The organism is Pseudomonas sp. Irchel 3A7 (assembly GCF_900187565.1).
Lineage (GTDB): Bacteria > Pseudomonadota > Gammaproteobacteria > Pseudomonadales > Pseudomonadaceae > Aquipseudomonas.
In genome coordinates, this window is sequence record NZ_FYED01000002.1 from 454,306 (window position 1) to 479,290 (window position 24,985).

At 61.7% G+C, this 24,985-nt stretch carries 18 protein-coding genes and 3 pseudogenes; 9 read left to right on the forward strand and 12 right to left on the reverse strand.

The genetic code is table 11. From position 1 onward, the window contains the following. Window positions 1-75: 75 nt before the first annotated feature. The 3 genes and pseudogenes from CKW21_RS32175 to CKW21_RS04690 form a co-directional block, all read right to left on the reverse strand. Window positions 76-897 carry a methyl-accepting chemotaxis protein gene (locus CKW21_RS32175; RefSeq protein ID WP_371917504.1) on the reverse strand — a complete coding sequence of 274 codons (822 nt, stop codon included), beginning with the start codon at window positions 895-897 and terminating at the stop codon, window positions 76-78. Between the two features lie 84 nt (window positions 898-981). Further along, window positions 982-1,758: pseudogene (locus tag CKW21_RS32180) on the reverse strand (cache domain-containing protein); the annotation flags it as partial. Between the two features lie 188 nt (window positions 1,759-1,946). After that, window positions 1,947-3,263 carry a Na+/H+ antiporter family protein gene (locus tag CKW21_RS04690; protein WP_095192838.1) on the reverse strand — a complete coding sequence of 439 codons (1,317 nt, stop codon included), beginning with the start codon at window positions 3,261-3,263 and terminating at the stop codon, window positions 1,947-1,949. A gap of 543 nt (window positions 3,264-3,806) precedes the next feature. Here CKW21_RS04690 and CKW21_RS32185 point away from each other — a divergent pair. The 3 genes and pseudogenes from CKW21_RS32185 to CKW21_RS04700 form a co-directional block, all read left to right on the forward strand. Next, window positions 3,807-4,952 (forward strand): annotated as a pseudogene (locus CKW21_RS32185) (HAMP domain-containing protein); the annotation flags it as partial. Window positions 4,953-5,216: 264 nt separating this feature from the next. Beyond that, window positions 5,217-5,810, forward strand: a pseudogene (locus CKW21_RS32190) (methyl-accepting chemotaxis protein); the annotation flags it as partial. Window positions 5,811-6,127: 317 nt separating this feature from the next. Continuing rightward, window positions 6,128-7,804, forward strand: coding sequence for an MFS transporter (locus CKW21_RS04700; RefSeq protein WP_095192840.1), 1,677 nt, complete (start codon window positions 6,128-6,130; stop codon window positions 7,802-7,804). A gap of 131 nt (window positions 7,805-7,935) precedes the next feature. Here CKW21_RS04700 and CKW21_RS04705 read toward each other — a convergent pair whose 3' ends face one another. Genes CKW21_RS04705 through CKW21_RS04720 form a run of 4 tightly spaced genes read right to left on the reverse strand, consistent with a single transcriptional unit; the run spans window position 7,936 to window position 10,552 of the window. Then, on the reverse strand, window positions 7,936-9,252 hold the full coding sequence (locus tag CKW21_RS04705) for a sensor histidine kinase (RefSeq protein ID WP_095192841.1): 1,317 nt from the start codon (window positions 9,250-9,252) through the stop codon (window positions 7,936-7,938). Next, window positions 9,249-9,917 (reverse strand): response regulator transcription factor, encoded by a 669-nt coding sequence (locus CKW21_RS04710; RefSeq protein WP_095192842.1) that lies wholly within the window; start codon window positions 9,915-9,917, stop codon window positions 9,249-9,251. The genes CKW21_RS04705 and CKW21_RS04710 overlap by 4 nt, the downstream gene beginning before the upstream one ends. 3 nt (window positions 9,918-9,920) lie before the next feature. Continuing rightward, a complete protein-coding gene (locus tag CKW21_RS04715) occupies window positions 9,921-10,244 on the reverse strand; it encodes a PepSY domain-containing protein (protein ID WP_095192843.1) in 324 nt (107 codons plus the stop codon). Continuing rightward, window positions 10,244-10,552, reverse strand: coding sequence for a PepSY domain-containing protein (locus CKW21_RS04720; protein ID WP_095192844.1), 309 nt, complete (start codon window positions 10,550-10,552; stop codon window positions 10,244-10,246). Before CKW21_RS04720 ends, CKW21_RS04715 begins: the two co-directional genes overlap by 1 nt. A 222-nt stretch (window positions 10,553-10,774) precedes the next feature. Between CKW21_RS04720 and CKW21_RS04725 the strand changes: the two genes are divergently transcribed. The 4 genes from CKW21_RS04725 to codA all read left to right on the forward strand — a co-directional run bounded on the left by CKW21_RS04725 (window position 10,775) and on the right by codA (window position 14,749). After that, window positions 10,775-11,854 carry a hypothetical protein gene (locus CKW21_RS04725; RefSeq protein ID WP_095192845.1) on the forward strand — a complete coding sequence of 360 codons (1,080 nt, stop codon included), beginning with the start codon at window positions 10,775-10,777 and terminating at the stop codon, window positions 11,852-11,854. Window positions 11,855-11,940: 86 nt separating this feature from the next. Then, window positions 11,941-12,297 carry a 6-carboxytetrahydropterin synthase QueD gene (queD, locus tag CKW21_RS04730; protein ID WP_095192892.1) on the forward strand — a complete coding sequence of 119 codons (357 nt, stop codon included), beginning with the start codon at window positions 11,941-11,943 and terminating at the stop codon, window positions 12,295-12,297. 205 nt (window positions 12,298-12,502) lie between these two features. Next, window positions 12,503-13,327, forward strand: a complete 825-nt coding sequence (locus CKW21_RS04735) for an alpha/beta fold hydrolase (protein WP_095192846.1) — start codon at window positions 12,503-12,505, stop codon at window positions 13,325-13,327. A 186-nt stretch (window positions 13,328-13,513) separates the two neighbouring features. Next, window positions 13,514-14,749, forward strand: coding sequence for a cytosine deaminase (codA, locus tag CKW21_RS04740; RefSeq protein ID WP_095192847.1), 1,236 nt, complete (start codon window positions 13,514-13,516; stop codon window positions 14,747-14,749). Window positions 14,750-14,859: 110 nt separating this feature from the next. Here the strand turns inward: codA and CKW21_RS04745 are convergent, their stop codons facing one another. Further along, window positions 14,860-15,852, reverse strand: a complete 993-nt coding sequence (locus CKW21_RS04745; RefSeq protein ID WP_095192893.1) for a diaminopimelate epimerase — start codon at window positions 15,850-15,852, stop codon at window positions 14,860-14,862. Window positions 15,853-16,021: 169 nt separating this feature from the next. Here CKW21_RS04745 and CKW21_RS04750 point away from each other — a divergent pair, with 169 nt between their 5' ends. Then, a complete protein-coding gene (locus CKW21_RS04750; RefSeq protein WP_095192848.1) occupies window positions 16,022-17,173 on the forward strand; it encodes an MFS transporter in 1,152 nt (383 codons plus the stop codon). Window positions 17,174-17,285: 112 nt separating this feature from the next. On the opposite strand, the gene CKW21_RS04755 is transcribed toward CKW21_RS04750, so the two are convergent. From CKW21_RS04755 to CKW21_RS04765, 3 genes are all read right to left on the reverse strand, one after another. Continuing rightward, window positions 17,286-19,712 carry a TonB-dependent receptor gene (locus CKW21_RS04755; RefSeq protein WP_095192849.1) on the reverse strand — a complete coding sequence of 809 codons (2,427 nt, stop codon included), beginning with the start codon at window positions 19,710-19,712 and terminating at the stop codon, window positions 17,286-17,288. A gap of 98 nt (window positions 19,713-19,810) precedes the next feature. Continuing rightward, window positions 19,811-20,794 (reverse strand): FecR family protein, encoded by a 984-nt coding sequence (locus CKW21_RS04760; RefSeq protein WP_095192850.1) that lies wholly within the window; start codon window positions 20,792-20,794, stop codon window positions 19,811-19,813. 40 nt (window positions 20,795-20,834) lie between these two features. Continuing rightward, complete coding sequence (locus CKW21_RS04765; RefSeq protein WP_095192851.1) at window positions 20,835-21,335, reverse strand: sigma-70 family RNA polymerase sigma factor; 501 nt, start codon at window positions 21,333-21,335, stop codon at window positions 20,835-20,837. A 247-nt stretch (window positions 21,336-21,582) separates the two neighbouring features. Between CKW21_RS04765 and tynA the strand changes: the two genes are divergently transcribed. Continuing rightward, entirely contained in the window at window positions 21,583-23,871 is a 2,289-nt protein-coding gene (tynA, locus tag CKW21_RS04770) for a primary-amine oxidase (RefSeq protein WP_095192852.1), read from the forward strand. 159 nt (window positions 23,872-24,030) lie between these two features. Here tynA and feaR read toward each other — a convergent pair whose 3' ends face one another. Further along, window positions 24,031-24,945 (reverse strand): transcriptional regulator FeaR, encoded by a 915-nt coding sequence (gene feaR / locus CKW21_RS04775; RefSeq protein WP_095192853.1) that lies wholly within the window; start codon window positions 24,943-24,945, stop codon window positions 24,031-24,033. Between the last annotated feature and the right edge of the window lie 40 nt (window positions 24,946-24,985).

Here is a 24,985-nt window from a genome sequence, read left to right on the forward strand (position 1 = left end):
CTATCTGTCACATTGATGCTGAATGTGCCGACGTCTTCGCGAGCAGGCTCGCTCCCACAGGTTCTACGGTGTCTGTCAGATACGGAACTGTCCGACCAGATTGCCCAGCCGTTGTCCCAGATCCGCCAGACTGCGCGATGTCTGCGCACCCAGTTGGGTCTCACCGGCCACGTTATCCACCGCCACCGCGATCTGATGCACGCTGCGGTTGATCTCTTCAGCCACGGCAGTCTGTTCTTCGGCGGCACTGGCGATCTGCGCGTTCATCGAATTGATGGTGGCGATCAGCTGCGCCATGGTGTCCAGGGACGCACCGGCTTCGTTGGCCTGGGCCGAAGTGCCGTCACCGGCCTCGCTGGAGCGGCGCATGGCCTCCACCGCCGACTGGGTACCGGCCTGCAAGCGGTCGATCATGCCCTGGATTTCCTGGGTGCTGATTTGCGTGCGACTGGCCAGCGCCCGCACCTCATCGGCCACCACCGCAAAACCACGCCCGGCCTCACCGGCGCGGGCCGCTTCGATGGCCGCGTTGAGCGCCAGCAGGTTGGTCTGTTCGGCAATCGAGCGGATCACCCCGAGCACACTGACAATCGATGACACGTCTTTTTGCAGGCTGTCCAGGGACACGCCGCTGCTGCGGATGTCATCCACCAGCGCATGAATCTTCACGATGCTGCCAGCCACCACACGCTTGGCGGCCTGGCCTTCTTCATCGGTCTGCTGCGCGGCCACCGCGGCGTTTTGCGCGCTCTTGGCCACTTCCTGGGCGGCGGCGGACATTTCATTGATCGCCGTGGCGACCTGATCGGTTTCGTGACGCTGGCGCTCCATGGCCTGGTCCGAACGCTGGGCCTGGTCGGAGACCTGATTCACCAGCCCGGTCAGTTGCGAGGTCATTTCGGTGATCTGGCGCACCAGGCCATGGATCTTGTCGACAAAACGGTTGAACGAACCGGCCAGTTCGCCCAACTCATCCTGGCTGGTGATGGCCAGACGGCGAGTCAGGTCGCCCTCGCCCGCCGCAATGTCGTCGAGGTTGTTTTTCATCAGGTTCAGCGGACGCAGGATGGTGTTGGCCAACAGCATCCCCGCCGCGGCAATCAGCAACAGCACCACCACCGCCACGCCGACAATGCTCAGCACCACGCCTTGCATGCGTTCCTGGACCTTGGCTTGGACCACGGCCACTTGCGCCTCGATGCCGTCGAGGTTGACCGAGGTACCGACCGCCATGTCCCACTTCGGCAGGTATTCGGTGTAGCCGAGCTTGGGCACCAGCACCTGATTGTTGCCCGGCAGCGGCGAGCTGTATTGCAGGTAATGCGTACCGTCCTTGGCGACTTTCACCAGGTCACGGTTGACGTAGACGCCGTTGGGATCGCGGTTGTCCTTGAAGCTTTTGCCCACGCCTTCCGGGTCGTTGGCCTTGAACAGGCGCACAGTCTCGGAGTCGTAGCCAAAGAAGTAGCCGTCTTTTCCGTACTTGATGTTCGACAGCAGCTTGATCGCCTGGGCCCGCGCCGCGTCATCGCCTTGGGCGGCGGCGTCGTACAGCGGCTTGATCGTGGTCATGGCCACGGCAACGTAACTTTGCAATGTGGCCTTGGCATCGCTGAGCAGGCGCTCGCGGGTTTCCTCGACTTCCTGCCGGGCCTGGCCCTGCAGGATGAACAACGTGGTCAGGCTGATGACCAGCGCAAAGAGCAGCACCGGCAGGACGGCAAGGGACAGGACTTTGGCCTTCAGGCTCATGCGCATGACGTTCACTCTTGATTTTATTGGCGTGGGTAAAGGCTTTAACGGCACGCCAGGTCAAAAGTTGAGGTCAAGGTCACACTGCCCCTTGTGGGAGCGAGCCTGCTCGCGAATGCGGTCTATCTGTCACATTGATGCTGAATGTGCCGACGCCTTCGCGAGCAGGCTCGCTCCCACAGGGGTAATCGGGGTTACAGGACCATCGCGGCCAACCAGCCAAACGCCAGCAACGGCAGGTTGTAGTGCAGGAAGGTCGGGACCACGGTGTCCCAGATGTGGTGATGCTGGCCGTCGATGTTCAGGCCGGAGGTCGGGCCGAGGGTCGAATCCGAGGCCGGCGAACCGGCGTCACCCAGGGCGCCGGCGGTGCCGACGATGCACACGATGGCGATCGGACTGAAGCCCAGCTGCACGCACAACGGCACGAAAATCACCGCCAGGATCGGCACCGTGGAAAATGACGAGCCGATGCCCATGGTCACCAGCAGACCGACCAGCAGCATCAGCAAGGCACCCACGGCTTTGCTGTGGCCGATCCACGCAGCGGAGGTTTCGACCAGCGTCTGCACTTGCCCGGTGGCCTTGATCACTTCGCCGAACCCGGAGGCGGCAATCATGATGAAGCCGATCATCGCCATCATCTTCATGCCTTCGGTGAACAGGTCGTCGGTGTCACGCCACTTGACGATGCCTGACACCGAGAAAATCAGGAAGCCGGCCAGCGCGCCGATAATCATCGAGTCCAGCAGCAACTGAATGATGAACGCCGCCGCAATGGCCAGGCCCGCCACCATCAGGCTCAACGGGTTGTATTGCACCGCCACCTGTTCCACTTGCTCGATTTTTTCCAGGTCGTAGACACGCTTCTTGCGGTAGCTGATAAAGGCCACCCCGAGCCCGACCAGCATGCCCAGCGCCGGGATACCCATGGCGTGGGTGACGTTGATGCCGCTGATATCCACGCCGCTGCGGGCGACGTTGGCCAGCAGGATTTCATTGAGGAAGATATTGCCGAAACCTACTGGCAGGAACATGTACGGGGTGATCAGGCCGAAGGTGATGACACAGGCGATCAACCGGCGGTCCAGCTGCAGCTTGGTCAGCACGTATAAAAGCGGCGGCACCAGCAACGGAATGAAAGCGATATGGATCGGCAAGATGTTCTGCGAGGCAATGGCCACCACCCAGAGCAGGCCGATCAGCAACCATTTGACCTGGCGGCCACCGGTGGCGTGCTGGCGATCAACCATCGCCAGTGCCCTGTCGGCCAGGGCATGGGCCAGGCCGGATTTGGCAATGGCCACGGCGAAAGCGCCGAGCAACGCGTAGGACAAGGCTACCGTCGCCCCTCCACCGAGGCCGCTGTTGAACGCCTTGAGCGTCGCGTCGATGCCAAGGCCACCGGTCAGGCCACCCACCAGCGCACCGACGATCAGCGCGATGACCACATGCACGCGGGACAAACTGAGTATCAGCATGATGCCGACCGCGGCAATCACTGCATTCATTTCACTACCTCGAGGCAAACGGAAAGACTCCGTCCGGCAGTCTGCGAGAGCCGCCAGCGGAACAGGGAATGGTTTTATTAGAGGGCGCGCACTGTGCCGCAGACTCGGGCCGGTGTCAAAGCACCTCGGCCCTGCGGATATGTAACTGCGTGTGTTGACCTGCAATGACCTGTGGCGAGGGAGCTTGCTGTGGCGAGGGGATTTATCCCCGTTCGGCTGCGCAGCAGTCGCAATCGCTGTTAAATGCAGTTCGTCTGAACAATCGCAGGGGGCCGCTTCGCGACCCAACGGGGATAAATCCCCTCGCCACAAAAGCACTCGGCGCATGGCATAAAGAAAGCCATATTCAGGCCGTTACAGTGCAAAGTCGCAGATATTTATCGAATTAAGGACGTCTCCATGTCGCTCAGACAACTTTCCATTCAATGGAAAATCACCTTGCTGGCCGGGCTGTGCCTGGCGGGCATCGTGACCCTGCTGGTGGGTCTTTCGCTGTATCGCATGGAGCACAGCTCCGAGCTGGTGAAAGCCTCGAGCATGGAGATGTTGACCGAAGCCGCCCAGGCGCGGATCGAATCCCAGGGTGAAAACCAGGCGCTGGGGATTCGCCAGCAGTTTCTGGACGCCTATCAATATGGCCATGGCTTTTCGCGGCAGGTGCTGTTCCTGCGCGACCAGGCCGAGAAGCGCTTCCTCGATGCCTTCGACCTGCGCGAAGACCTGACCCGCCAGGTCAAGTCGGCACTGCAAGCCAACCCGGAACTGCTCGGCCTGTCCCTGGTGTTCGAACCCAACGGGCTGGACGGCAAGGATGAGCTGTTCGCCGGCCAGAGCGACATCGGCAGCAATGAAAAGGGACGCTTTGCCTTGTACTGGTCGCAACCGACGCCGGGCCAGCTGACCTCCATGCCGCTGCCGGAAAAAGACATGGCCGACACCAGCACCGGTCCCAGCGGCGAACCGGCCAATGCCTGGTTCACCTGCCCGCGCACCACCCTCAAGCCCTGCGTGATCGAACCCTACTTCTATGTGATCGATGGCCAGAACGTGCTGATGACCAGCATCGTTTTCCCGCTGATGGTCAACGGCAAGGTCATCGCCTCGCTGTCGGTGGACATCAACCTCAACAGCCTGCAAGCGATCAGCCAGAGCGCGAGCAAGAAGCTCTATGACGGCCAGACCAGCGTCAGCATTGTCAGCCCCGCCGGTTTGCTCGCCGGCTACAGCCCGGACGCCGGCAAACTCAGCCAGCGCCTGGAAGCCGTGGACCCGCGCACCGGTGCCGAGCTGATGCGCATGCTCGCCACCAGCAGCAAGATTGCCAGCCTGCACAGCGATCAGCAGCTCAAGGTGCTGGCGCCGTTCCAGCCGATTCCGGACGGCAAGGCTTGGGGCGTGTTGCTCGATGTGCCGGAGAAGGTGCTGGTCGGCCCGGCCGAAGCGCTGAAAAAACAACTGGATGAAAGCAACACCGCCGGCACCCTGACCGAGCTCGGCCTGGGTGTGCTGGCCGCGTTGATCGGCCTGCTGCTGGTGTGGCTGATGGCGCGCAGCGTGACCAGGCCGATCCTCGGTGTGGCGCACATGCTCGAAGACATCGCCAGCGGCGAAGGTGACCTGACCCGCCGCCTGGCCTACGACAAACAGGATGAACTGGGCCAGTTGGCCGGCTGGTTCAACCGATTCCTCGACAAGCTGCAACCGATCATCGCCGAGGTCAAACGCTCGGTGCAGGACGCCCGCAGCACCGCAGACCAGTCCTCCGCCATCGCCACCCAGACCAGTGCCGGCATGGAGCAGCAATATCGCCAGGTAGATCAAGTCGCGACCGCCTCTCACGAAATGAGTGCCACCGCCCAGGACGTCGCCCGCAGCGCCGCCCAGGCGGCCCAGGCCGCGCGGGACGCGGATCAGGCGACCCGCCAGGGGTTGACCGTGATCGACCGCACCACCGCCAGCATCGACAACCTCGCCGCCGACATGAGTGCGGCAATGGTCCAGGCCGAAGGCCTGGCCGCCAACAGCGAGAAGATCGGTTCGGTTCTGGAAGTGATCCGCGCCATCGCCGAACAGACCAACCTGCTGGCGCTGAACGCGGCGATCGAAGCAGCCCGTGCCGGTGAGGCCGGGCGCGGTTTTGCCGTGGTGGCCGATGAAGTGCGCAATCTGGCACGGCGTACTCAGGAATCGGTGGAAGAAACCCGCCTGGTGATCGAACAACTGCAAAGCGGCACCCAGGATGTGGTGGGTTCGATGGGCAACAGCCATCGCCAGGCCCAGGGCAGCGTCGAGCAGGTCGGCCAGGCCGTGACGGCGCTGCGGCAGATCGGCGATGCAGTGACCGTCATCAGCGACATGAACCTGCAGATCGCCAGCGCCGCCGAAGAGCAAAGCGCAGTGGCCGAGGAGATCAACAACAACGTGGCGACCATTCGCGACGTGACCGAGTCGCTGTCGGGGCAGGCCAATGAATCGGCGCGGGTGAGTCAGTCGCTCAATAGCCTGGCCAATCAACAACAGAGCCTGATGGATCAGTTCCGCGTGTAACCCTGCCCGCAAAAAACCTGTGGGAGCGAGCCTGCTCGCGAAGGCGGTGGATCAGACACATTTATGTTGAATGTATCGCCGCTTTCGCGAGCAGGCTCGCTCCCACAAGGCCTTGTGTCTGTTCATCCACATGATGGCGAGTGGATATCTGTGCAAAGCCGATTATGCTTCATGAAACCTTGCAGCGATGCGAGGCCGTCTGTTCGTGTCCACGCTTCGCGCAATCCGTAATCCGATGACATCAGCCCCAGGGCCAGGGTGCGGCAACAACACTGAAGGTACTCCGGCCTTACACAAGAACAACGGAGAAAAAAATCATGGCGGCAATCGACAATACAACCACGGGCAGCGCGCCCAACCGGGGGATCACCAGGGAGGAGCGCAAGGTCATATTCGCCTCGTCCCTGGGCACCGTGTTCGAATGGTACGACTTCTATCTGTACGGCTCACTCGCCGCGATCATCGCCAAGCACTTCTTCGCCGGCGTCAACGAGACCACTTCCTTCATCTTCGCCCTGCTCGCGTTTGCCGCGGGCTTCGCGGTCCGCCCCTTCGGGGCCATCGTGTTTGGCCGATTGGGCGATATGATCGGGCGCAAACACACGTTCCTCATCACTATTGTGATCATGGGTGTTTCCACGGCGGTGGTGGGCTTCCTGCCCGGCTATGCGACCATCGGTGTGGCGGCGCCGATCATCCTGATCACCCTGCGGCTGTTGCAAGGCCTGGCGCTGGGGGGTGAGTACGGCGGTGCGGCGACCTACGTGGCCGAGCATGCACCGAAAGGCAAGCGCGGTTATTTCACTTCGTGGATTCAGACCACGGCGACCCTCGGCCTGTTTCTTTCGCTGCTGGTGATCCTCGCCTGCCGCACCGCGCTGGGCAATGAAGCCTTCGAAGCCTGGGGCTGGCGGATTCCGTTCCTGCTGTCGATTCTGCTGCTGGTCATTTCGGTGTACATCCGCCTGCAACTGAGCGAGTCACCGGTGTTCCTGAAAATGAAGGCCGAAGGCAAGGCTTCCAAGGCGCCACTGACCGAATCCTTCGCCCGCTGGGATAACCTCAAGATCGTGATCATGGCCCTGCTCGGCGGCACCGCCGGCCAGGCCGTGGTCTGGTACACCGGGCAGTTCTATGCGCTGTTCTTCCTGTTGCAGACGCTGAAGATCGACGCGCAGACCGCCAACTTGCTGATTGCCGGTTCGCTGCTGATCGGCACGCCGTTCTTCGTCATCTTCGGCAGCCTGTCCGACCGCATCGGCCGCAAGGGCATCATCATGGCCGGTTGCATTCTGGCGGCGTTGACCTACTTCCCGATCTTCACCGCACTGACCCAATACGGTAACCCTGACGTGTTCGCCGCACAGGAGAAGAACCCGGTCACGGTGATCGCCGATCCCGACCAGTGTTCGTTCCAGTTCGACCCGGTGGGCAAGGCCAAATTCACCAGTTCCTGCGACCTGGCCAAGACCATCCTGGCCAAGCGGGCCATCCCCTATGAGAACGTGAAGGCCGAACCGGGCACCGTGGCCCAGGTCCGTGTCGGCGAGAAAGTGATCACGAGTTTCGAAGGCACCGGCATGCCGGCCGCCGACTTCAAGGCGCAGAACGACGCGTTCACCGCCACCCTCGCCACCACTCTCAAGGAGGCTGGCTACCCCGAGAAGGCCGACCCGGCCAAGACCAACTATCCGATGGTGCTGCTGCTCCTGACGATCCTGGTGATCTATGTGACCATGGTCTATGGCCCGATCGCCGCCTGGCTGGTGGAACTGTTCCCGGCGCGCATCCGCTACACCTCGATGTCACTGCCCTACCACATCGGTAACGGCTGGTTCGGCGGGTTCCTGCCGACGGTGGCGTTCGCCATGGTCGCGGCCACGGGGGATATCTACTACGGGCTGTGGTACCCGATTGTCATCGCGGTGATGACGGCGGTCCTGGGGATCTTCTTCATGCCGGAAACCAAGGATCGGGAGATTCATCACACATAGGGCTCAGGGACAAACAAAACCCCTGTGGGAGCGAGCCTGCTCGCGAAAGCGGTGTGCCAGTCAATGAAGAGGGTGTCTGACACACTGCATTCGCGAGCAGGCTCGCTCCCACAGTTTTTTCTCCGGTGGATTCAAATGCGTTTCGGCAACTCGATCAGCACCTTCAACCCGCCCCACTCACTTTCCTGCAAGCGCAACACCCCGCCCCAGGTATCGACGATGTCACGCACAATGCCCAGGCCCAGGCCATGGCCATCAGTCTGCTCATCCAGCCGGGTGCCACGGCTGAACACCTGAGCACGGCGGTCTTCGGGAATGCCCGGTCCGTCGTCCTCCACACACAGCTCAAACCCGTCTACCGTCTCCACCACACTCAATCGCACCTCGGCATCCGCCCATTTGCAGGCGTTGTCCAGCAGGTTGCCGAGCAACTCCAACAGGTCTTCGCGATCCCACGGTAATTGCAGGCCGGCCGGGGACCGATAACTCAGGTTCAGGTGTTCGCCGTGGATCATGTTCAATGTCGCCAGCAACCCCGGCAATTCGGCGTCGCAGTCAAACAGCGCACCGGGCAGCGCGTCGCCGGATAACCGGGCGCGGTTGAGTTCGCGGTTGAGCCGCTGCTGAACCTGCTCCAGTTGAGTCTTGAGGATCTTGCGCAGTTGCGGGTGGGCGTCGAGTTGCTCACTTGACGCCAGGCTCAACAGGACCGCCAGCGGGGTTTTCAAGGCGTGTCCGAGATTGCCCAGGGCATTGCGCGAGCGCTTGAGGCTGTCTTCGGTGTGGGCCAGCAGATGGTTGATCTGTGCCACCAAAGGTTCCAGTTCCACCGGTACCTGGTCATCGAGTTGCGAGCGCTGGCCCTGCTGCAATTGCGCGATTTGTTCCCGTGCCTTTTCCAGAGGGCGCAGGGCGCGACGCACGGTAATCCGTTGCAACAACAGAATCAGCAGCAAACCCGCCAGCCCCAGTCCGAAACCGAGCTGCTGCATGCGCCGGAAGCTCTCGCGTACCGGGGTGTAATCCTGCGCGACGCTGATGGAGATCGACTGGCCCAGGCGACGATAGTCCGAGCGCAATACCAGCAACTGCTGTCCCTCCGGCCCCAATTGCAGGTTGCTGTGCAGACCGGGATGGTCGAGGCGTGGCAGTTCCTGGTCCCACAACGAACGGGAGCGCCAATGGCTGTCGGCAAAGTCGATGCGGAAATAATGCCCGGAAAACGGCCGCTGATAGGCCGGCGACAGGTTTCGCTCATCCAGTTGCAGGCCCTGCGGGCCGCGGACCAGCGCCACCAGCAGGTTCTCGCTGTCGTTGCGCAGCCCGGCCTCGAGATAGCGTTGCAGACCCATTTCGAACAGCCACAGGCTGGTTTGCGCCAATACCAGGCCGACCACCACCATCACGCTGATCAGGCCCAGGCTCAAGCGACGCTGGATCGACCTCACTGCGCTTGCCCGCCGAACAGGTAACCCTGGCCGCGACGGGTTTCGATCACGCTGCGCCCCAGTTTGCGTCGCAGGTGATTGACGTGGACTTCCAGCACATTGGAGTCACGCTCGGTTTCACCGTCGTAGAGGTGTTCGGCAAGGTGGCTTTTGGAAAGAATCTGATCCGGGTGCAGCATGAAGTAACGCAGCAAACGGAATTCGGCGGCGGTGAGCTGAACATCCGCACCGTCGCGGATCACACACTGACGACCTTCATCCAGTTGCAACCCGGCGGCCTTGAGCGTCGGTTGATTGACCTGACCGTGGGAGCGGCGCAGCAGAGCCTGGACCCGCAGGTGCAATTCTTCCGGATGAAAAGGTTTGGTCAGGTAATCGTCGGCACCGGCCTTGAGCCCCTCGATGCGTTCAGCCCAGGAACCGCGGGCGGTAAGGATCAGCACCGGCGTGGCCAACCCGCCCGCGCGCCACTGCGCCAACACGTCAAGCCCCGGCAACCCCGGCAGGCCGAGGTCGAGGATGATCAAGTCATATGGCTCGCTGCTGCCCTGGTACACCGCGTCGCGACCGTCGGCCAGCCAGTCCACGGCGTACCCTTGGCGATTGAGGCCGGCCATCAGTTCGTCGGCCAGGAGCACATGGTCTTCCACCAGGAGCAAACGCATCGGTCAATCTTCCTTGTCTTTCAATAAACGGCCGGTGGCGGCATCGAGGTCGAGCTCGCGGACCACGCCTTCAACGGTCAGCAACTCGACTTCATAAATGTAGACGTCGTGCTTCTCTTCAAGCTCGGCTTCCAGCAGTTTGGCGCCCGGATAGCGGTCCAGTGCTTGCTGCAGCAACTGTTCGAGCGGCAGGATCACCCCTCGCTGGCGCAGGCGCAGGGCTTCGTCCTGATCCAGGTCGCGGGCCATGGCCACCGAGCAAAATGCCAGGAGCACCAGCGCCAGTCGCCTGGCGGTGCGCCAATGTGTAAAAGAAAGCAGCGTCATTACGAATCCTGATGATCCTTGAGAACCTGCCCACTGACAGCGTCTAATTCCAGATCCCACTCGACGCCCTGCGGGTCGCGCAGTTCAATCTGGTAGATGTACTTGCCGTACTCTTCTTCCAGCTCGGTTTCGGTGATGGTGGAACCCGGGTGCTTGGCCAGTGCGGTGGCATTGAGCTTTTCAAAAGACACAATGGTACCAGCGTCGCGCAGCCTCAAAGCTTCATCCGGCCCCAGATCGCGGGCATGGGCGATGCTGGCGGTCAGGCCGATGATGGACGCGGTGAACAGGGCAGTCAGGGTTTTCATGGGTGTCTCCGTATTCTTTATGTATTGCCTACAGGGGGGCACCTTAGCGATATGAACTTAATTGAAACTGAATTGCCATCATTGGCCGCACCGCCAATCCTGTGGGAGCGAGCCTGCTCGCGAATACGGTGTGTCAGCCGCCATCAATGTTGAATGACACACCGCTTTCGCGCGCAGGCTCGCTCCCACATAATTCCAAGCTCGCCAGATACTGAGACTGTAATGACCGCCATCCACATCAAGTTCCCCTCCCTGACAATCAAGGCCGGTCCGCGTGCCTTCGCGCGCATTCGTGAAAACGGCCTCGACGCCGCCGATGTCGGTACGCTGCCGGGCGCTGCGGGTGGCCCCAAGGCGCTGGGGATTCAGGGACTGGACCTGGCGTTGTTCGGCCAATGGCTGCCGTCGGCGCCACGGGAGCGCTCGCTGATCGGGGCATCGGTCGGCTCCTGGCGCTTCGCCAGCGCCTGCCTGCCGGACGCCGCCGAAGGCATCCGCCGTCTCGGCCACCTTTACACCGAGCAAAACTTCGCCAAGGGCGTGACCATGGCGCAGATCAGCCAGAGCTCCCGGCGCATGCTCGATGACTTGCTCGACGGCCGCGACGCCACGCTCCTCGACAACGCCTATTACCGCCTGAACATCATGGTGGTCAAAAGCCACGGCCTGCTCGCCGACGATCATCGCGGCCGCCTGGGCCTGGGCCTGTCCTCGGTGATCGCCGACAACCTGTGCGGTCGCGCGCGGCTGTCGCGGCACTTCGAGCGGCTGATCATCCACGACCCGCGCCTGGCACCACCGGTCGGCGCGCTGAACGATTTCCCGTCGCGGTTCGTCGAACTCAACGCCGGTAATCTGCGCCAGGCCCTGCTCGCCTCGGGGTCGATCCCGATGGTGATGGAAGGCGTGCGCGACCTGCCGGGAGCCGGTGCCGGTACGTTCCGCGATGGTGGCCTGCTGGACTATCACCTCGACCTGCCCTACAGCGGCAACGACATCGTGCTCTACCCGCACTTCACCGACCGGGTAATTCCCGGCTGGTTCGACAAGACCCTGCCATGGCGCCGCGCCTGCCCGACACGCCTGCAAGACGTACTGCTGCTGGCACCGTCGAAGCAATACCTGGCGCGCCTGCCCTACGGCAAACTGCCGGACCGCAATGACTTCAAGCGCTTCATGGGCGACGCTCCGGGCCGGCAGAAATACTGGCGCGCGACCATGGATGAAAGCCGCCGGTTGGGCGATGAATTTCTGGAACTGGTCGCCAACGGTCGCCTTGGCGAGCGCGTGCTGACCCTTTAGTCAGGACAAGCTGTTAAACTCGGCGCCTGTTCAAATTGCCCCAGCGTCGCCGCCGCGATCGCCACTTCAACAGAGCTGAAACCACTGTGGAAATTTTCAAAGAGTTCACCTTCGAATCCGCCCACCGCTTGCCCCACGTCCCGGACGGCCACAAGTGCGGCCGCCTGCACGGCCACTCGTTCAAAGTGGCGATTCACCTGAGCGGTGACCTCGATCCGCATACCGGCTGGATCCGCGACTTCTCGGAGATCAAGGCGATCTTCAAGCCGCTGTATGAGCGACTGGACCACAACTACCTGAACGACATTCCTGGCCTGGAAAACCCGACCAGTGAAGTATTGGCCAAATTCATCTGGTCCGAACTCAAGCCCTTGCTGCCTGAACTCAGCGCGATACGCATTCACGAGACGTGCACCAGCGGCTGCATCTATCGCGGGGAATAACAGGGCAACCCAGCTTCTCTGTGGGAGCGAGCCTGCTCGCGAAAGCGCTATTTCAGGCACTTCAATGTTGAATTTGCCACCGCCTTCGCGAGCAGGCTCGCTCCCACAATGACCGCGTTTCGTCAGTTGATTAACTAAACAGCCTTCATCGGCTGTTTTTTTATGCCTATGCTTTTTGCCTCTCATCCGCCAAGAGGACATGCCCATGGCTGACTGGCCGCTGGCTCAGACCTATCGCTACAACGGTCACTCCGTTCGTTACGCTGTGCGGGGCGACGGCCCGCCGTTGGTGTTCGTGCACGGCACCCCTTTCTCTTCCTATGTCTGGCACCGCATCGCACCGCACTTCATCACCACCCACCGGGTGCATTACTTCGATCTGCTGGGCTATGGGCAGTCCGAGAAAGTCGACGGTGATGTCTCGCTCGGCGTGCAGAATCAACTGCTGGCGCAGCTGCTGGAACACTGGGGGCTGGATTGCCCGGACGTAGTGGCCCACGATTTCGGTGGTGCCACTGTGCTGCGTGCGCACCTGCTCAACGGCAAGAATTACCGCAGCCTGACGCTGATCGACCCGGTAGCGCTGACGCCCTGGGGCTCGCCATTCGTGCAGCATGTGCGCCAGCATGAGGCCGCGTTCAGCGGGCTGCCCGATTACATCCAGCGGGCGATTGTGCCCACCTATATACGCACAGCGATCAAGCGGGACATCCCGGACGAAGAACTCGAACCCTACGTGCAACCCTGGCTGGGCGATCCGGGGCAAGCGGCGTTCTACCGGCAGATCGCGCAGATGGACGAGCGTTACACCCGCGAGGCCGAGGGCTTGTACCCGACAATTCGCTGCCCGGTGCAGATTCTCTGGGGCGAAGACGACCAGTGGATCCCCATCGAACGCGGGCGCGCCTTGCAGGGCATGATCCCCGGGGCGCAGTTCCACGCCATTGCCAACGCCGGGCATCTGGTACAGGAAGATGCGCCCGAGGCCATCGTCGCGGCGCTAATGCGGTTTCTCTCCCTCTCATCCTGACGAAACCGAATCCCTGTGGGAGCGAGCCTGCTCGCGAAGACGGCGGCACATTCAACATCAATGTGACTGCAATACCGCCTTCGCGAGCAGGCTCGCTCCCACATTTGAACTGCCTACTGGCGAGGATTGCCACTGCCGAGCTAACTTAGAGGTATTGATTACCCGATTTCTAAAAGGACCCTCCCGATGCACATCATCAACGCCCGGCTGCGCAACCAGGAAGGCCTGCATGAGTTGTACCTGGAAAACGGTCTGATCAGCAGCATTGCCCGGCAGACCGAAGCCCCGACCCTGGGACCTGAGGACCTGGACGCCGGTGGCAACCTGGTGGTGCCGCCCTTTGTCGAACCGCATATCCACCTCGACGCGACGCTGACCGCCGGCGAGCCGCGCTGGAACATGAGCGGCACGCTGTTCGAAGGCATCGAATGCTGGGGCGAGCGCAAGGTGACTATCACCCTGGAAGACACCAAGACCCGGGCGAAGAAAACCATCCAGACCCTCGCCGCCCATGGCATCCAACACGTGCGTACCCACGTCGACGTCACCGATCCGCAGTTGACTGCCCTCAAGGCAATGCTTGAAGTGCGCGAAGAAAGCCGTCACCTGATCGATATGCAAATCGTCGCCTTTCCCCAGGAAGGCATCGAGTCTTACCGCAACGGTCGGGATTTGATGGAGGAAGCGATCCACATGGGCGCCGACGTGGTCGGTGGCATTCCGCATTTCGAGTACACCCGCGATCAAGGCGTCAGCTCGGTGAAGTTCCTGATGGACCTGGCCGAGCGCACCGGTTGCCTTGTCGATGTGCATTGCGATGAAACCGACGACCCGCACTCACGCTTTCTCGAAGTCCTGGCCGAAGAAGCCCGCAGCCGCGACATGGGCTCGCGGGTCACCGCCAGCCACACCACGGCCATGGGCTCCTACGACAACGCCTACTGTGCCAAGCTGTTCCGCCTGCTCGGGCATTCGGGGATCAGTTTTGTCTCCTGCCCCACCGAGAGCATTCACCTGCAAGGGCGCTTCGACAATTTTCCGAAACGCCGGGGCGTGACCCGGGTCAACGAGTTGCTCGAAGCCGGCATGAACGTGTGTTTCGGCCAGGACTCGATCGTCGACCCGTGGTATCCGCTGGGTAATGGCAACATTTTGCGGGTACTCGAAGCGGGCCTGCATATCTGTCACATGCTGGGTTATCGCAATCTGCAAAGCGCGCTGGACCTGGTTACCGACAACAGCGCCAAGGCCCTGGCGCTGGGTAATCGCTACGGACTGGAACCGGGGCGGCCAGCGAACCTGCTGATCCTGTCGGCGGAAAGCGATTACGAGGTGATCCGCAGTCAGGGGTTGCCGCTGTATTCGGTGCGCGGCGGCAAGGTGTTGATGAAGCGGACGATGCCGGTGGTGGAATGGGCCTGATTATTCTTTGGCCGGGCGGGCCTCTTCGCGAGCAGGCTCGCTCCCACATGGGTTATGTGTTGTTCACAAAACCTGTGGGAGCGAGCCTGCTCGCGAAGGCGATCTAACAATCACCCCACCAAGCGCGCCGTACCAAACAGACTGACCCGCCTCAATTCCCCCTGCTCTTGCTCCAGCAAAATCGGCGCCGTGCCCCCGGGCATCACCACCTTCACTTCCCCGTCGCTCACCCAGCCCACCCTCCACGCCGCACACGCCACCGCCGTGGCGCTGGTGCCCGAAGACGCCGTCGGCCCCTCACCCCGCTCGAACACCCGCGCAATCACCCGCTGCCCGGACTCATGCATCGCCCATTGCAGGTTGATCCCCGCCGGACACGGCTTCCCCGCGCCCACCGGCATGGCATAAGCGATACGCGTCAGCCCTTCGGACAATGGCGACTCACGCATCTGCTCATTGCTCGGCAAGGCATCCGCGTTATCCACCAGCGTCACGCAATGCGGATTGCCAACCCGCGCGAACTGACTGCGCGACCATGCCGCGTTGAGTGACGCCAACGGCTGCACATGACTGAGTTCGCGTGCGTTGAACGCCACGCCCTCAACATCATGCGCACTGACCGCTTGCGGCCCGAACGAAGGCTGGCCCAGGTCCAGCCAGAACCCGTTCACGCCTTCGACCTGCGCCGCTTTCACCGACGTTTCCCCCGGTGAACGCACATCGGCCTTGTCGTGATGAACCCTGAGCACACACGCCTGGTCGCTGGGCAAAAGCCCCTGATCGCTGAGCGCCTGGGAAAAAATCGTCAAGCCGTTGCCGCTGCGCTCGGCCAGCGTACCGTCAGTGTTCACGATCAACAGATCAAAGGGTGGCGACGACTGGAACGGCCCGACCAGCAAACCATCGCTACGATGCTCCTTGCTGCCGGGCGGTTGCGTGCCGGGCGCCCAGGCACAGCAGGCTTCGATGGCTGCGAGCGCCCATGTTTCGCGGACTTGCGCAGCATCGCTGGCTTGATCGGGCAAGGCGATACCGTTGCGGCGCAAGTCTTGCGGCGCCACCACCATGTAGATATTGCCTCGTGCATCGTACATCTGCGCCATGGCGCCCTCCCTGCTGGAATGATCGGTCAGGCCCAACATATCGCGAAACACGGTCCGGCTGTGCAAGGATGTCAGCCTGTCGGAGCGCGAAACCATGCGGACGCTGATCGAACCCACCCCGTTCGATCACTGTCCCTAAGGGACGCGACGTTTTTTGCCAAGGATTGATATGACCAACCTCAACACCCAGACCTCATTCGTTCCGGGACGCCTGGAACAGATGTCCACGCGCATCGCCTTTTTCATCGCAGGTTTCGGCATCGCCGCATGGGCGCCGCTGGTGCCGTACGCCAAGGCCCGGGCCGGACTGGATGAAGGCACCCTGGGTCTGTTGCTGCTGTGCCTGGGGGTAGGATCGATTCTGGCGATGCCCATGGCCGGCCTTCTGGCCACGCGCTTCGGTTGCCGCCGGGTACTGAGCGGCGGCACCTTGATGATTTGTGCGGCACTGCCGTTGCTGGCGACGGTATCGTCGGTACCTGCACTGATCGCGGCCTTGTTCCTGTTCGGTGCGGGCCTGGGCACGGTGGACTCGACGGTTAACCTGCAAGCGGTCATCGTCGAGCGGGCCAGCGGCAAGACCATGATGTCCGGGTTCCATGGCTTGTTCAGCCTGGGCGGGATCGTCGGCGCGGCGGGCGTCAGCGCGCTGCTCGGCCTCGGGCTTTCGCCGCTGGGCGCGACGCTGGTGGTGATCGTCCTGCTGCTGGTCGCACTGCTCAAGGCCGCGCCGCACCTGTTGCCCTATGGCAGCGAAAGTTCGGGGCCGGCATTTGCCGTCCCCCACGGCATCGTGCTGTTCATTGGCGGGATGTGCTTCATCGTATTCCTCGCCGAAGGCGCGGCCCTCGACTGGAGCGCGGTGTTCCTGGCGCAGGAACGCGGGATCGACACGGCCTATGCCGGATTGGGTTACGCAGCGTTCGCGCTGACCATGACGGTGGGTCGCTTGACCGGTGATTCGATCGTGCGGCGCCTGGGTGCGACCCGGGTGATTGTCTTCGGTGGGGTGACGGCTGCGCTCGGTCTGTTTCTGGCGACATTCGCTCCGAGCTGGGAAGCGGCGCTGGTGGGCTACGCCTTGCTGGGCGCCGGCTGCTCGAACATCGTGCCGGTGCTGTACACCGCTGTGGGCAAGCAGACGGTCATGCCGGAAAGCATCGCCGTGCCGGCCATTACCACCCTGGGTTACGCGGGGATCCTTGCCGGACCTGCGGTGATCGGCTTCATCGCCCATGGCAGCAGCTTGAGTTTTGCCTTTGGCTTGATGGCGGTGTTGCTGCTGGCGGTGGCGATTGGCGGGAGAGTGTTGAAGGTCTGAAAAGCATCGCTGGCAAGCCAGCTCCCACAGGATTTATGTCATTCACTGCATGTGAGCACGACACAAAACCCTGTGGGAGCTGGCTTGCCAGCGATGAAGGCGCCTCGGTCGATCAGAACCCGACGCTGGCCTGCACGAAGAATGTGCGCGGTGTGCCGACGTACATGCCCGCGTTGTTGTCGCTGGAGCGGGTGAAGTACTGTTTGTCGAAGATGTTTTTCACCCCAGCGCCGACTTTCAGGTTCGACACCGACGGACCGAAGTCATAGCCACCACGCACGTTCCAGGTGACATAACCTGGAATGTCGCCGTACTGACCATCCGCGGTGCCTTCGGTGATGTAGTTGTTGGTGAAACTGCCATCGGCGTTCACCGCAACACCCGGTGAGCGCTGCTTGGACTGGGCAAAGGCATCGAGGTTGTAGGTCCAGCGGTCGATGTTGTAACGCAGGCCGGCGGTGGCCACCTGACGCGAATAGAACGGCAGGTCGCGGCCCTTGAAGTCCGGAATCTCACCTTCGTACACCGCACGGGTGTAGGTGTAACCGGCGTTGGCGGTCAGGCCTTCGAGGCGTGGGTCCAGTGCCGCCAAGTCATAGTGCACCGATGCCTCGATGCCACGGTGCGTGGTCGCGCCGAGGTTGGTCCAGCCCGCGTCGTTGCTGATGTACTGCAGCTCTTTATCGAAGTCGATGTAGAACAGCGTTACTTCACCGCCCCACACACCATCGTTGTAGCGCGTGCCGATCTCGTAGGTCTTGGCCTTTTCCGGCTCCAGGCCGTTGGCCGTTTCGTCACCCGAGCCACCTTGACCGAGCTGGAAATATTGCAGGGAGCCGAACGAGGTTTCGTAGTTGGCGAACAGCTTCCAGGCATCGGACATGTGGTACATGACGCTCAGGGCCGGCAGCGGTTCGTTGCTCTCGATGCTGCGGCGCTTTTCCTGCACGGGCTTGCCGGCGGTGTCGAGCACCGGGCGGTCATGCCATTCGGTCTGGATATGTTCGAAACGTACACCCGGGGTGATGGTCCAGTTGCCGACATCGATTTTGTTGTCGACATACACCGCGTGGGCTTCAGTGCCACCGGTACGGTCCTGATAGACGTGCCCATCGGAACCCGGACGTACTACCGGTTCGTTGGCGCTGTTCAGCCCCAGACGGCTGGCTTCCTCGTGCATGCCTTCCTTCAGGTAGCGATAACCGACGCTGACTTCCTGGGTGGTCGGGCCGACGTCGAACACATGGGACACCCGCGGTTCGATACCGTAGGTGTAGTAGGTGCGCGGGAACGAGCCGAGGGTCTTCTGGTCGCGGGCGGCGATGTTGCTGCCACGGAAGCTGTCGGAGTAGTAGGTCAGCACTTCGGCCTGGGTACGGTCGTCGATCTGCCGGATCCACTTGAACGACACATCCTTGCGGCGGCCGCTGAAGTTGTCGTTGTTACGGTCGGACTGGAACGGATCGGCGTCGTATTGCGCCTGGGTCAGGCCACCGGGCATGTCGGCGCTGGCGTCGTAGTAGTGAAAATTGAGGCTGAAATCGTCGACGTCAGTGGGCGCCCAGTGGGTCTTGAGGATCACGTCGTCGATGTCGTTGCCGTTGTTGCGTTCACGGTAGCCGTCGCCATTCACGCCGGAGTACAACAGCGCCACACCCATGCCGTTGTCGGCGGTGCCGCCCATGAATGCGGTGTCGATGTGTTTCCAGCCACCGTGCTGGGAGGTTTCCAGGGTGGTGCCGATTTCAGCGGAGGCTTTTTCCGGAATCGCACGGGTCACGAAGTTGATCACGCCGCCCACGTTCTGTGGCCCGTAGCGCACGGAACCGGCACCGCGTACCACGTCGATGCTGTCGAGGTTACCGGAGGAAATCGGCGCCATGGACAGTTGAGGCTGGCCGTAGGGCGCGAACGCCGCAGGCACGCCGTCGATCAGCACGGTGGAGCGTGGCGACAGACGCGAGGTCAGGCCACGCACGCCGACGTTGAGGGAAATGTCACTGCCGCCGGTGCCGTTGGCCTCCTGCACTTGCACACCCGGTACGCGCTTCAACACGTCGCCGACGTTCATCGCGCCCTGCTCGATCATGGCTTCACGGCGGATCACGGTACGCGCACCAGGGTGGTTCTGCACCACGGCGGCATCGGCGTCGCCGAGCCAGTCGCCGACCACCTTGATGTCGGTCGCGCCCAGTTCCAGCGGGCCATTGGACGCCGGGCTCGGTGCCGGCATCAGGGTCACTGAACCTTCATCGATCGAATATTGCAGGCCGCTGCCTTGCAGCAACTGGCGCAGCGCCTCTTCCGGCGAGAGATTGCCGTCCACCGCAGGTGCTTGCTTGCCGGCCACCAGGTCAGGGCTGAAGAAAACCTGCAACGAGGTTTGCTGACCCAGCTGAGTCAAGGCCTGCCCCAAGGGTTGCGCCTGGATATGGATGGCGTCGGCGGCGAATGCCTGGGGCATCGCACCGTTGACCGCCAGCGCGAGCGCCAGCGGCAACCAAGGGAAGGTTTTGTTTTTAGCGGTGGATTTATTCACGTCGAACGTATTCCTGTGGATCGCAAGAGTGTGCGTTTGTTAATGCAAACCAGTTGCAGTTGAACAGGAAGACGATGAACTCGAAAAAAACCTGAATGTTATTTTGAAATTATTTCCTGACTGCCGTCATCGAGGGTGCGCACGGCCACCGGAAGGATGCTCGGCAAGGCCTTGAGCAGCGCATCGGTGTTGTCGGACTTGAACACGCTGGTCAGGCGCAGATTGCCCACCGTCGCGTTGCCGACCTTGAGCGGCTTTTCCCGATAACGCGAGACCTGTTCGGCGACATCGGCCAGGCTGGCGTTGTTGAACACCAGTTTGCCGTTGCGCCAGGCCGTCAGTTCCGCCGGGTTGACCGCATAGGCGACCGCGACCTTGCCCTGGCCATCGACATGGGTGCCCAGGCCCGCAGTGAGGCTGATGAAATCGTGCTCGGCCGCCGAGCGACCTTGCACCTTGACCGTGCCCTGCTCCACCACCACCCGGGTATCGATCGCGCCCCGGCGCACATCGAAGCGGGTGCCGGTGACCGTGACCTTGCCGTTTCCGGCTTCGACGACAAACGGCCGGCGGCTGTCATGCTGGACGCTGAACATCGCCTCGCCTTCGGTCAGCTCGATGGCGCGCCGTTTTTTTTCAAAACGTACCTGAATCCGGCTGCGGCTGTCGAGGTCGACCACCGAACCATCCGGCAACGCCACCTGGCGGCGTTCGCCCAGGGCCGTGGAAAACTCCGCTGTGTAAGGCGACGGCTGATTCAAGCCGCTGAACAGCCCCAACCCGAGCGCCACCGCCAGCACACTGGCGGCCACCGCGTAGCGCACCATCGGCCGACGTTTGCTGCGGGCCGGCGCCTCTTCGCACAACGCTCGCAGACGCGCCGCGGGCACCCGATCGGCGGCCTTCCACAGGCCCTGGAGCAATTCGAATTCGTTTCGGTGTTGGGGGTGTTCGTCCAGCCATGTTTCGAAGCGACGATACACTTCGACATCGACGGCAGGTTCCTGCAAACGCACAAACCACTGCGCCGCTTCATCGCGAACCGTTGTTTGCCCGCACGCACAATCACGAGTATCCATCATGGAAGTTCCTGTTTGGCTGGGGATGAGAAAGCGCGGCCACTCATGGGTAGAGTCCTTCAAGGCGGTCGCGCAAATGCCGCAGCGTGCGGATCATATACTTTTCCACCATGTTCTTGGACAGTCCCAGGCGCTCGGCGATTTCGGCCTGGGTCAGGCCTTCGATTTTCTGCCAGACAAACACCTTGCGGCAGTTGACCGGAAGCTCGGTGAGCGCCCGTTCGATGGAATCGGCCAATTGGATCGCATGCATGTAATGCTCCGGGTCGCCGGATGACGACACACTTTCATCGATCGCCTCTGACTCCATGGCGCCCCGCCGATCCTCACGCCGATAACCATCCACCGCAATATTGCGCGCGGTCTGATGCAGATACGCCCTGGGTTGCTGCACCGCCGCCGAATCGGACTCAAGCACGCGTACAAAGGTATCGTGGGCCAGGTCCTCGGCCTGCTGACGATTTCTCAGGCGACGGGTCCAGGTGCCAACCAACTCTTCGTAATGCTCGAAAAAGCCATGTCTGCGGGGCAGCTTGGGGGTCATTGCGGCATGCTGTGTAAACGGGGCGTGAATAGTAATGCTTCCTATTAACCAGAAGCAATGACTGCCGGCGCCACCGGTCGACCCGGGCAGCAAGGCGCTTTGTCCGCTTGCCAAGCCTCCGTCAGTCGGGAAAGCTGATTGCGGCACAAATCCAAAGGAATCTGGCAGCAATTCCAATGCAGCCATTCACCACCTGTAGCAAAGTGCTGGCATGCCTGACACCGGATTTTTCCGAAGGAACCCAGATATGTTCACCTCCCTTGCATTGCGCAACAGAAAACCGCTGGCCCGGCTTGCGCTGGCCATTACCCTGGGCACCCTCGGCCTGCCTTATTGGGCGGGCGATGCCCTGGCCCACGGCGGTCACGCCGAAATGGTACCGCTGCAAGCGGGCCTCGAGGAGTTTGGCGCCACGGTCAAATGGGACGACTACGCCGACCTGTTCACCATCGCCAAGGACGGGGTCTACCTCAAGGTCAAGCCGAACAGCAAAGTGGCGATGCTCAATGGCAAACGCATCGAGCTGACGGTGCCGGTGGTGTTCAAGGACAAGACGGCATTCATGTCCAAGGACTTCATCAACCAGGTGTTCCAGTCCGGCCTGGACACGACCTTTGTCGTGGAAACCCGCCCCAACCCGCTCAACCCGTTGAGCGCGGCCGAAATCACCGCGGCGGTGGACATCGTCAAGAAGTCCGAGCATTACAAGCCCGGTTTCCGCTTCACCGAAGTCTCGATCAAGGCGCCGCCAAAAGACCAGGTGTGGAACTTCGTCTACACCGGGCAAAACGTCACCCAGCCACGCCAGGCCAATATCGTGGTGCTGGACGGCAAGCATGTGATCGAAGCGCTGGTGGATCTGGACAGCAAGGAGCTCAAGTCCTGGAAACCGATTGAAGGTGCCCACGGCATGGTCCTGCTGGACGACTTCGCCACCGTGCAAACCGCTGTCGAGACCAGCCCGGAATACGCACAAGCCCTGGCCAAGCGCGGCATCAACGATGTGAAGAAAGTGGTGGCCACGCCCTTGACCGTCGGCTACTTCGACGGCAAGGACGGCCTGGCGCAGGACAAGCGCCTGCTGAAAATCGTCAGCTACCTCAATGTCGATGACGGCAACTATTGGGCGCACCCGATCGAAGGCCTGGTGGCGATTGTCGATCTGGAACAGAAAAAGCTGATCAAGATCGAAGACGAAGCGCTGATTCCGGTGCCGATGAAACCGACACCCTATGACGGTCGCGGCCGCAAGGGCGTGGCGGTCAAGCCCCTGGAAATCATCGAGCCCGAGGGCAAGAACTACACCATCACCGGCAACAGCATTCACTGGCAGAACTGGGACTTCCACGTTCGCCTCGATTCGCGGGTCGGTCCGATCCTGTCCACCGTCACCTACGACGACAAGGGCAAGAAACGCAAAATCATGTACGAAGGCTCCCTGGGCGGCATGATCGTGCCTTACGGCGATCCGGACGTGGGCTGGTACTTCAAGGCCTACCTGGATTCCGGCGACTACGGCATGGGCACCCTGACTTCGCCGATCGCCCGTGGCAAAGACGCCCCGGAAAACGCCGTGCTGCTGGACGCCACCATCGCCGACTACACCGGCGCGCCGACCTCGATCCCCCGCGCCATGGCGGTGTTCGAGCGCTATGCCGGCCCGGAATACAAACACCAGGAGATGGGCCAGCCCAACCTCAGCACCGAGCGTCGTGAACTGGTGGTGCGCTGGATCAGCACCGTCGGCAACTATGACTACATTTTCGACTGGGTCTTCCAGCAGAACGGCACCATCGGCATCGACGCCGGCGCCACCGGGATCGAAGCGGTCAAGGGCGTGAAATCCAGGACCATGCACGAAGAAACCGCCAAGGAAGACACGCGCTACGGCACCCTGCTTGACCACAACATCGTCGGCACCACCCACCAGCACATCTACAACTTCCGCCTCGACATGGACGTGGACGGCGAAAGCAATTCGCTGGTGGAAGTGAACCCGGTGGTACTGCCCAACGACCGTGGCGGCCCGCGCACCAGCACCATGCAGACCGAAACCAAAGTGGTCAGCACCGAACAACAGGCCGCGCAGAAATTCGACCCGTCGACCGTGCGCCTGCTGACCAACTTCAGCAAGGAAAACAAGGTCGGCAACCCGGTTTCCTATCAGTTGATTCCCTATGCCGGCGGCACGCACCCGGTGGCCAAGGGCGCCAACTTCGGCAAAGACGAATGGCTCTACCACCGCCTGAGCTTCATGGACAAGCAGCTGTGGGTGACGCAATACAACCCGGAAGAGAAGTACCCGGAAGGCAAATACCCGAACCGCTCGGACAAGGACTCGGGCCTGGGGCAGTTTACCCAGGATAACCACTCCATCGAAAACACCGACGATGTGGTCTGGCTCACCACCGGCACCACCCACGTCGCCCGGGCCGAAGAGTGGCCGATCATGCCGACCGAGTGGGTGCATGTGCTGTTGAAACCGTGGAATTTCTTTGATGAAACGCCGACGTTGAACCTCAATTCCCCGAAATAACCATGTAAGCTTTGCTCAAGGCTCAGAGGCTGCACACAAAAAACTGTGGGAGCGAGCCTGCTCGCGAAGGCGGTGTATCAGATGGCAATGATGTCGACTGACACTCCGCTTTCGCGAGCAGGCTCGCTCCCACAGGAATATTGAGTCTGCAGAAAGATCTCAAGCGTGTTGTTTGCGGTACTCCCCCGGCGCAATGCCGAAGCGCGACTTGAACGCGGTCGAGAAGTAGCTCGAATCGGAAAACCCCCACGAGTACCCCAGCACCGACAGCTTCTGTTCCTTGCCCGATTGGCGCAAGGATTCGGCGCACAGGTCCAGGCGGCGGTTCTTGATGTAACGCGCCACCACCAGGCCTTTTTTGGCAAACATCCGGTACAGGCCACGGGTCGACATGCCGACTTCCCGCGCCAGCCATTCCGGGCACAGTTCTTCGGAGCGGATGTGCTGGTCGATGAAGCTCAGGGTCTTGCGGAAGGTGCGCTCGTGCAGGTCCGTGCAATCGTCTGTCTGGCTGATCGCCGGACGCAGCAGGCTGACAATCGCCTCCAGGGTCGCTTCGCTTTCCTGGCGGCTCAGGTCCGGCTGGCGCGTGGCGTCGAGGATCAGACGGTGCGAGAGCATGGCGATGGGCGATGTCGCGGCGATCCGGTGCCCGCACTTGACCCGGTTGAAGCGCAGGGTTTGCTCCACCAGTTGATAGGGCAGGATCAGCGACAATTGCCGGGAGTTTTCGCTGTAGGTGAAATCACTGGGCCGCGCAGCATCGATCAGGGTGATGTCACCGGCCGACAACAGCACCTTGTCGTCGCCTTGGGCCATGCCGGCCGTGCCCTCGAGCTGGAACACCGCGAAGTATTTACCACCCTCGCCCGCTGCGACTTCCTGCGGCGTGCGGTACAACCGAGCCTGGCAGGCATCGACGAAGCTGAGCTTGAGCGCATCGCTGCGGTATTCGCGGATTTTTCCGGAAAATCCACCACCCAAGGGTTTGGCGTTGAAGGCGCCACAGATCTGGTTGATCTGATGGATCCACTGATCGAACCCATCCTGGCGCTGTGCGTTTGTAGAAATCATGGCAGGCCTCACGCAGGCTTATTTTTATTGTCTACGTCAA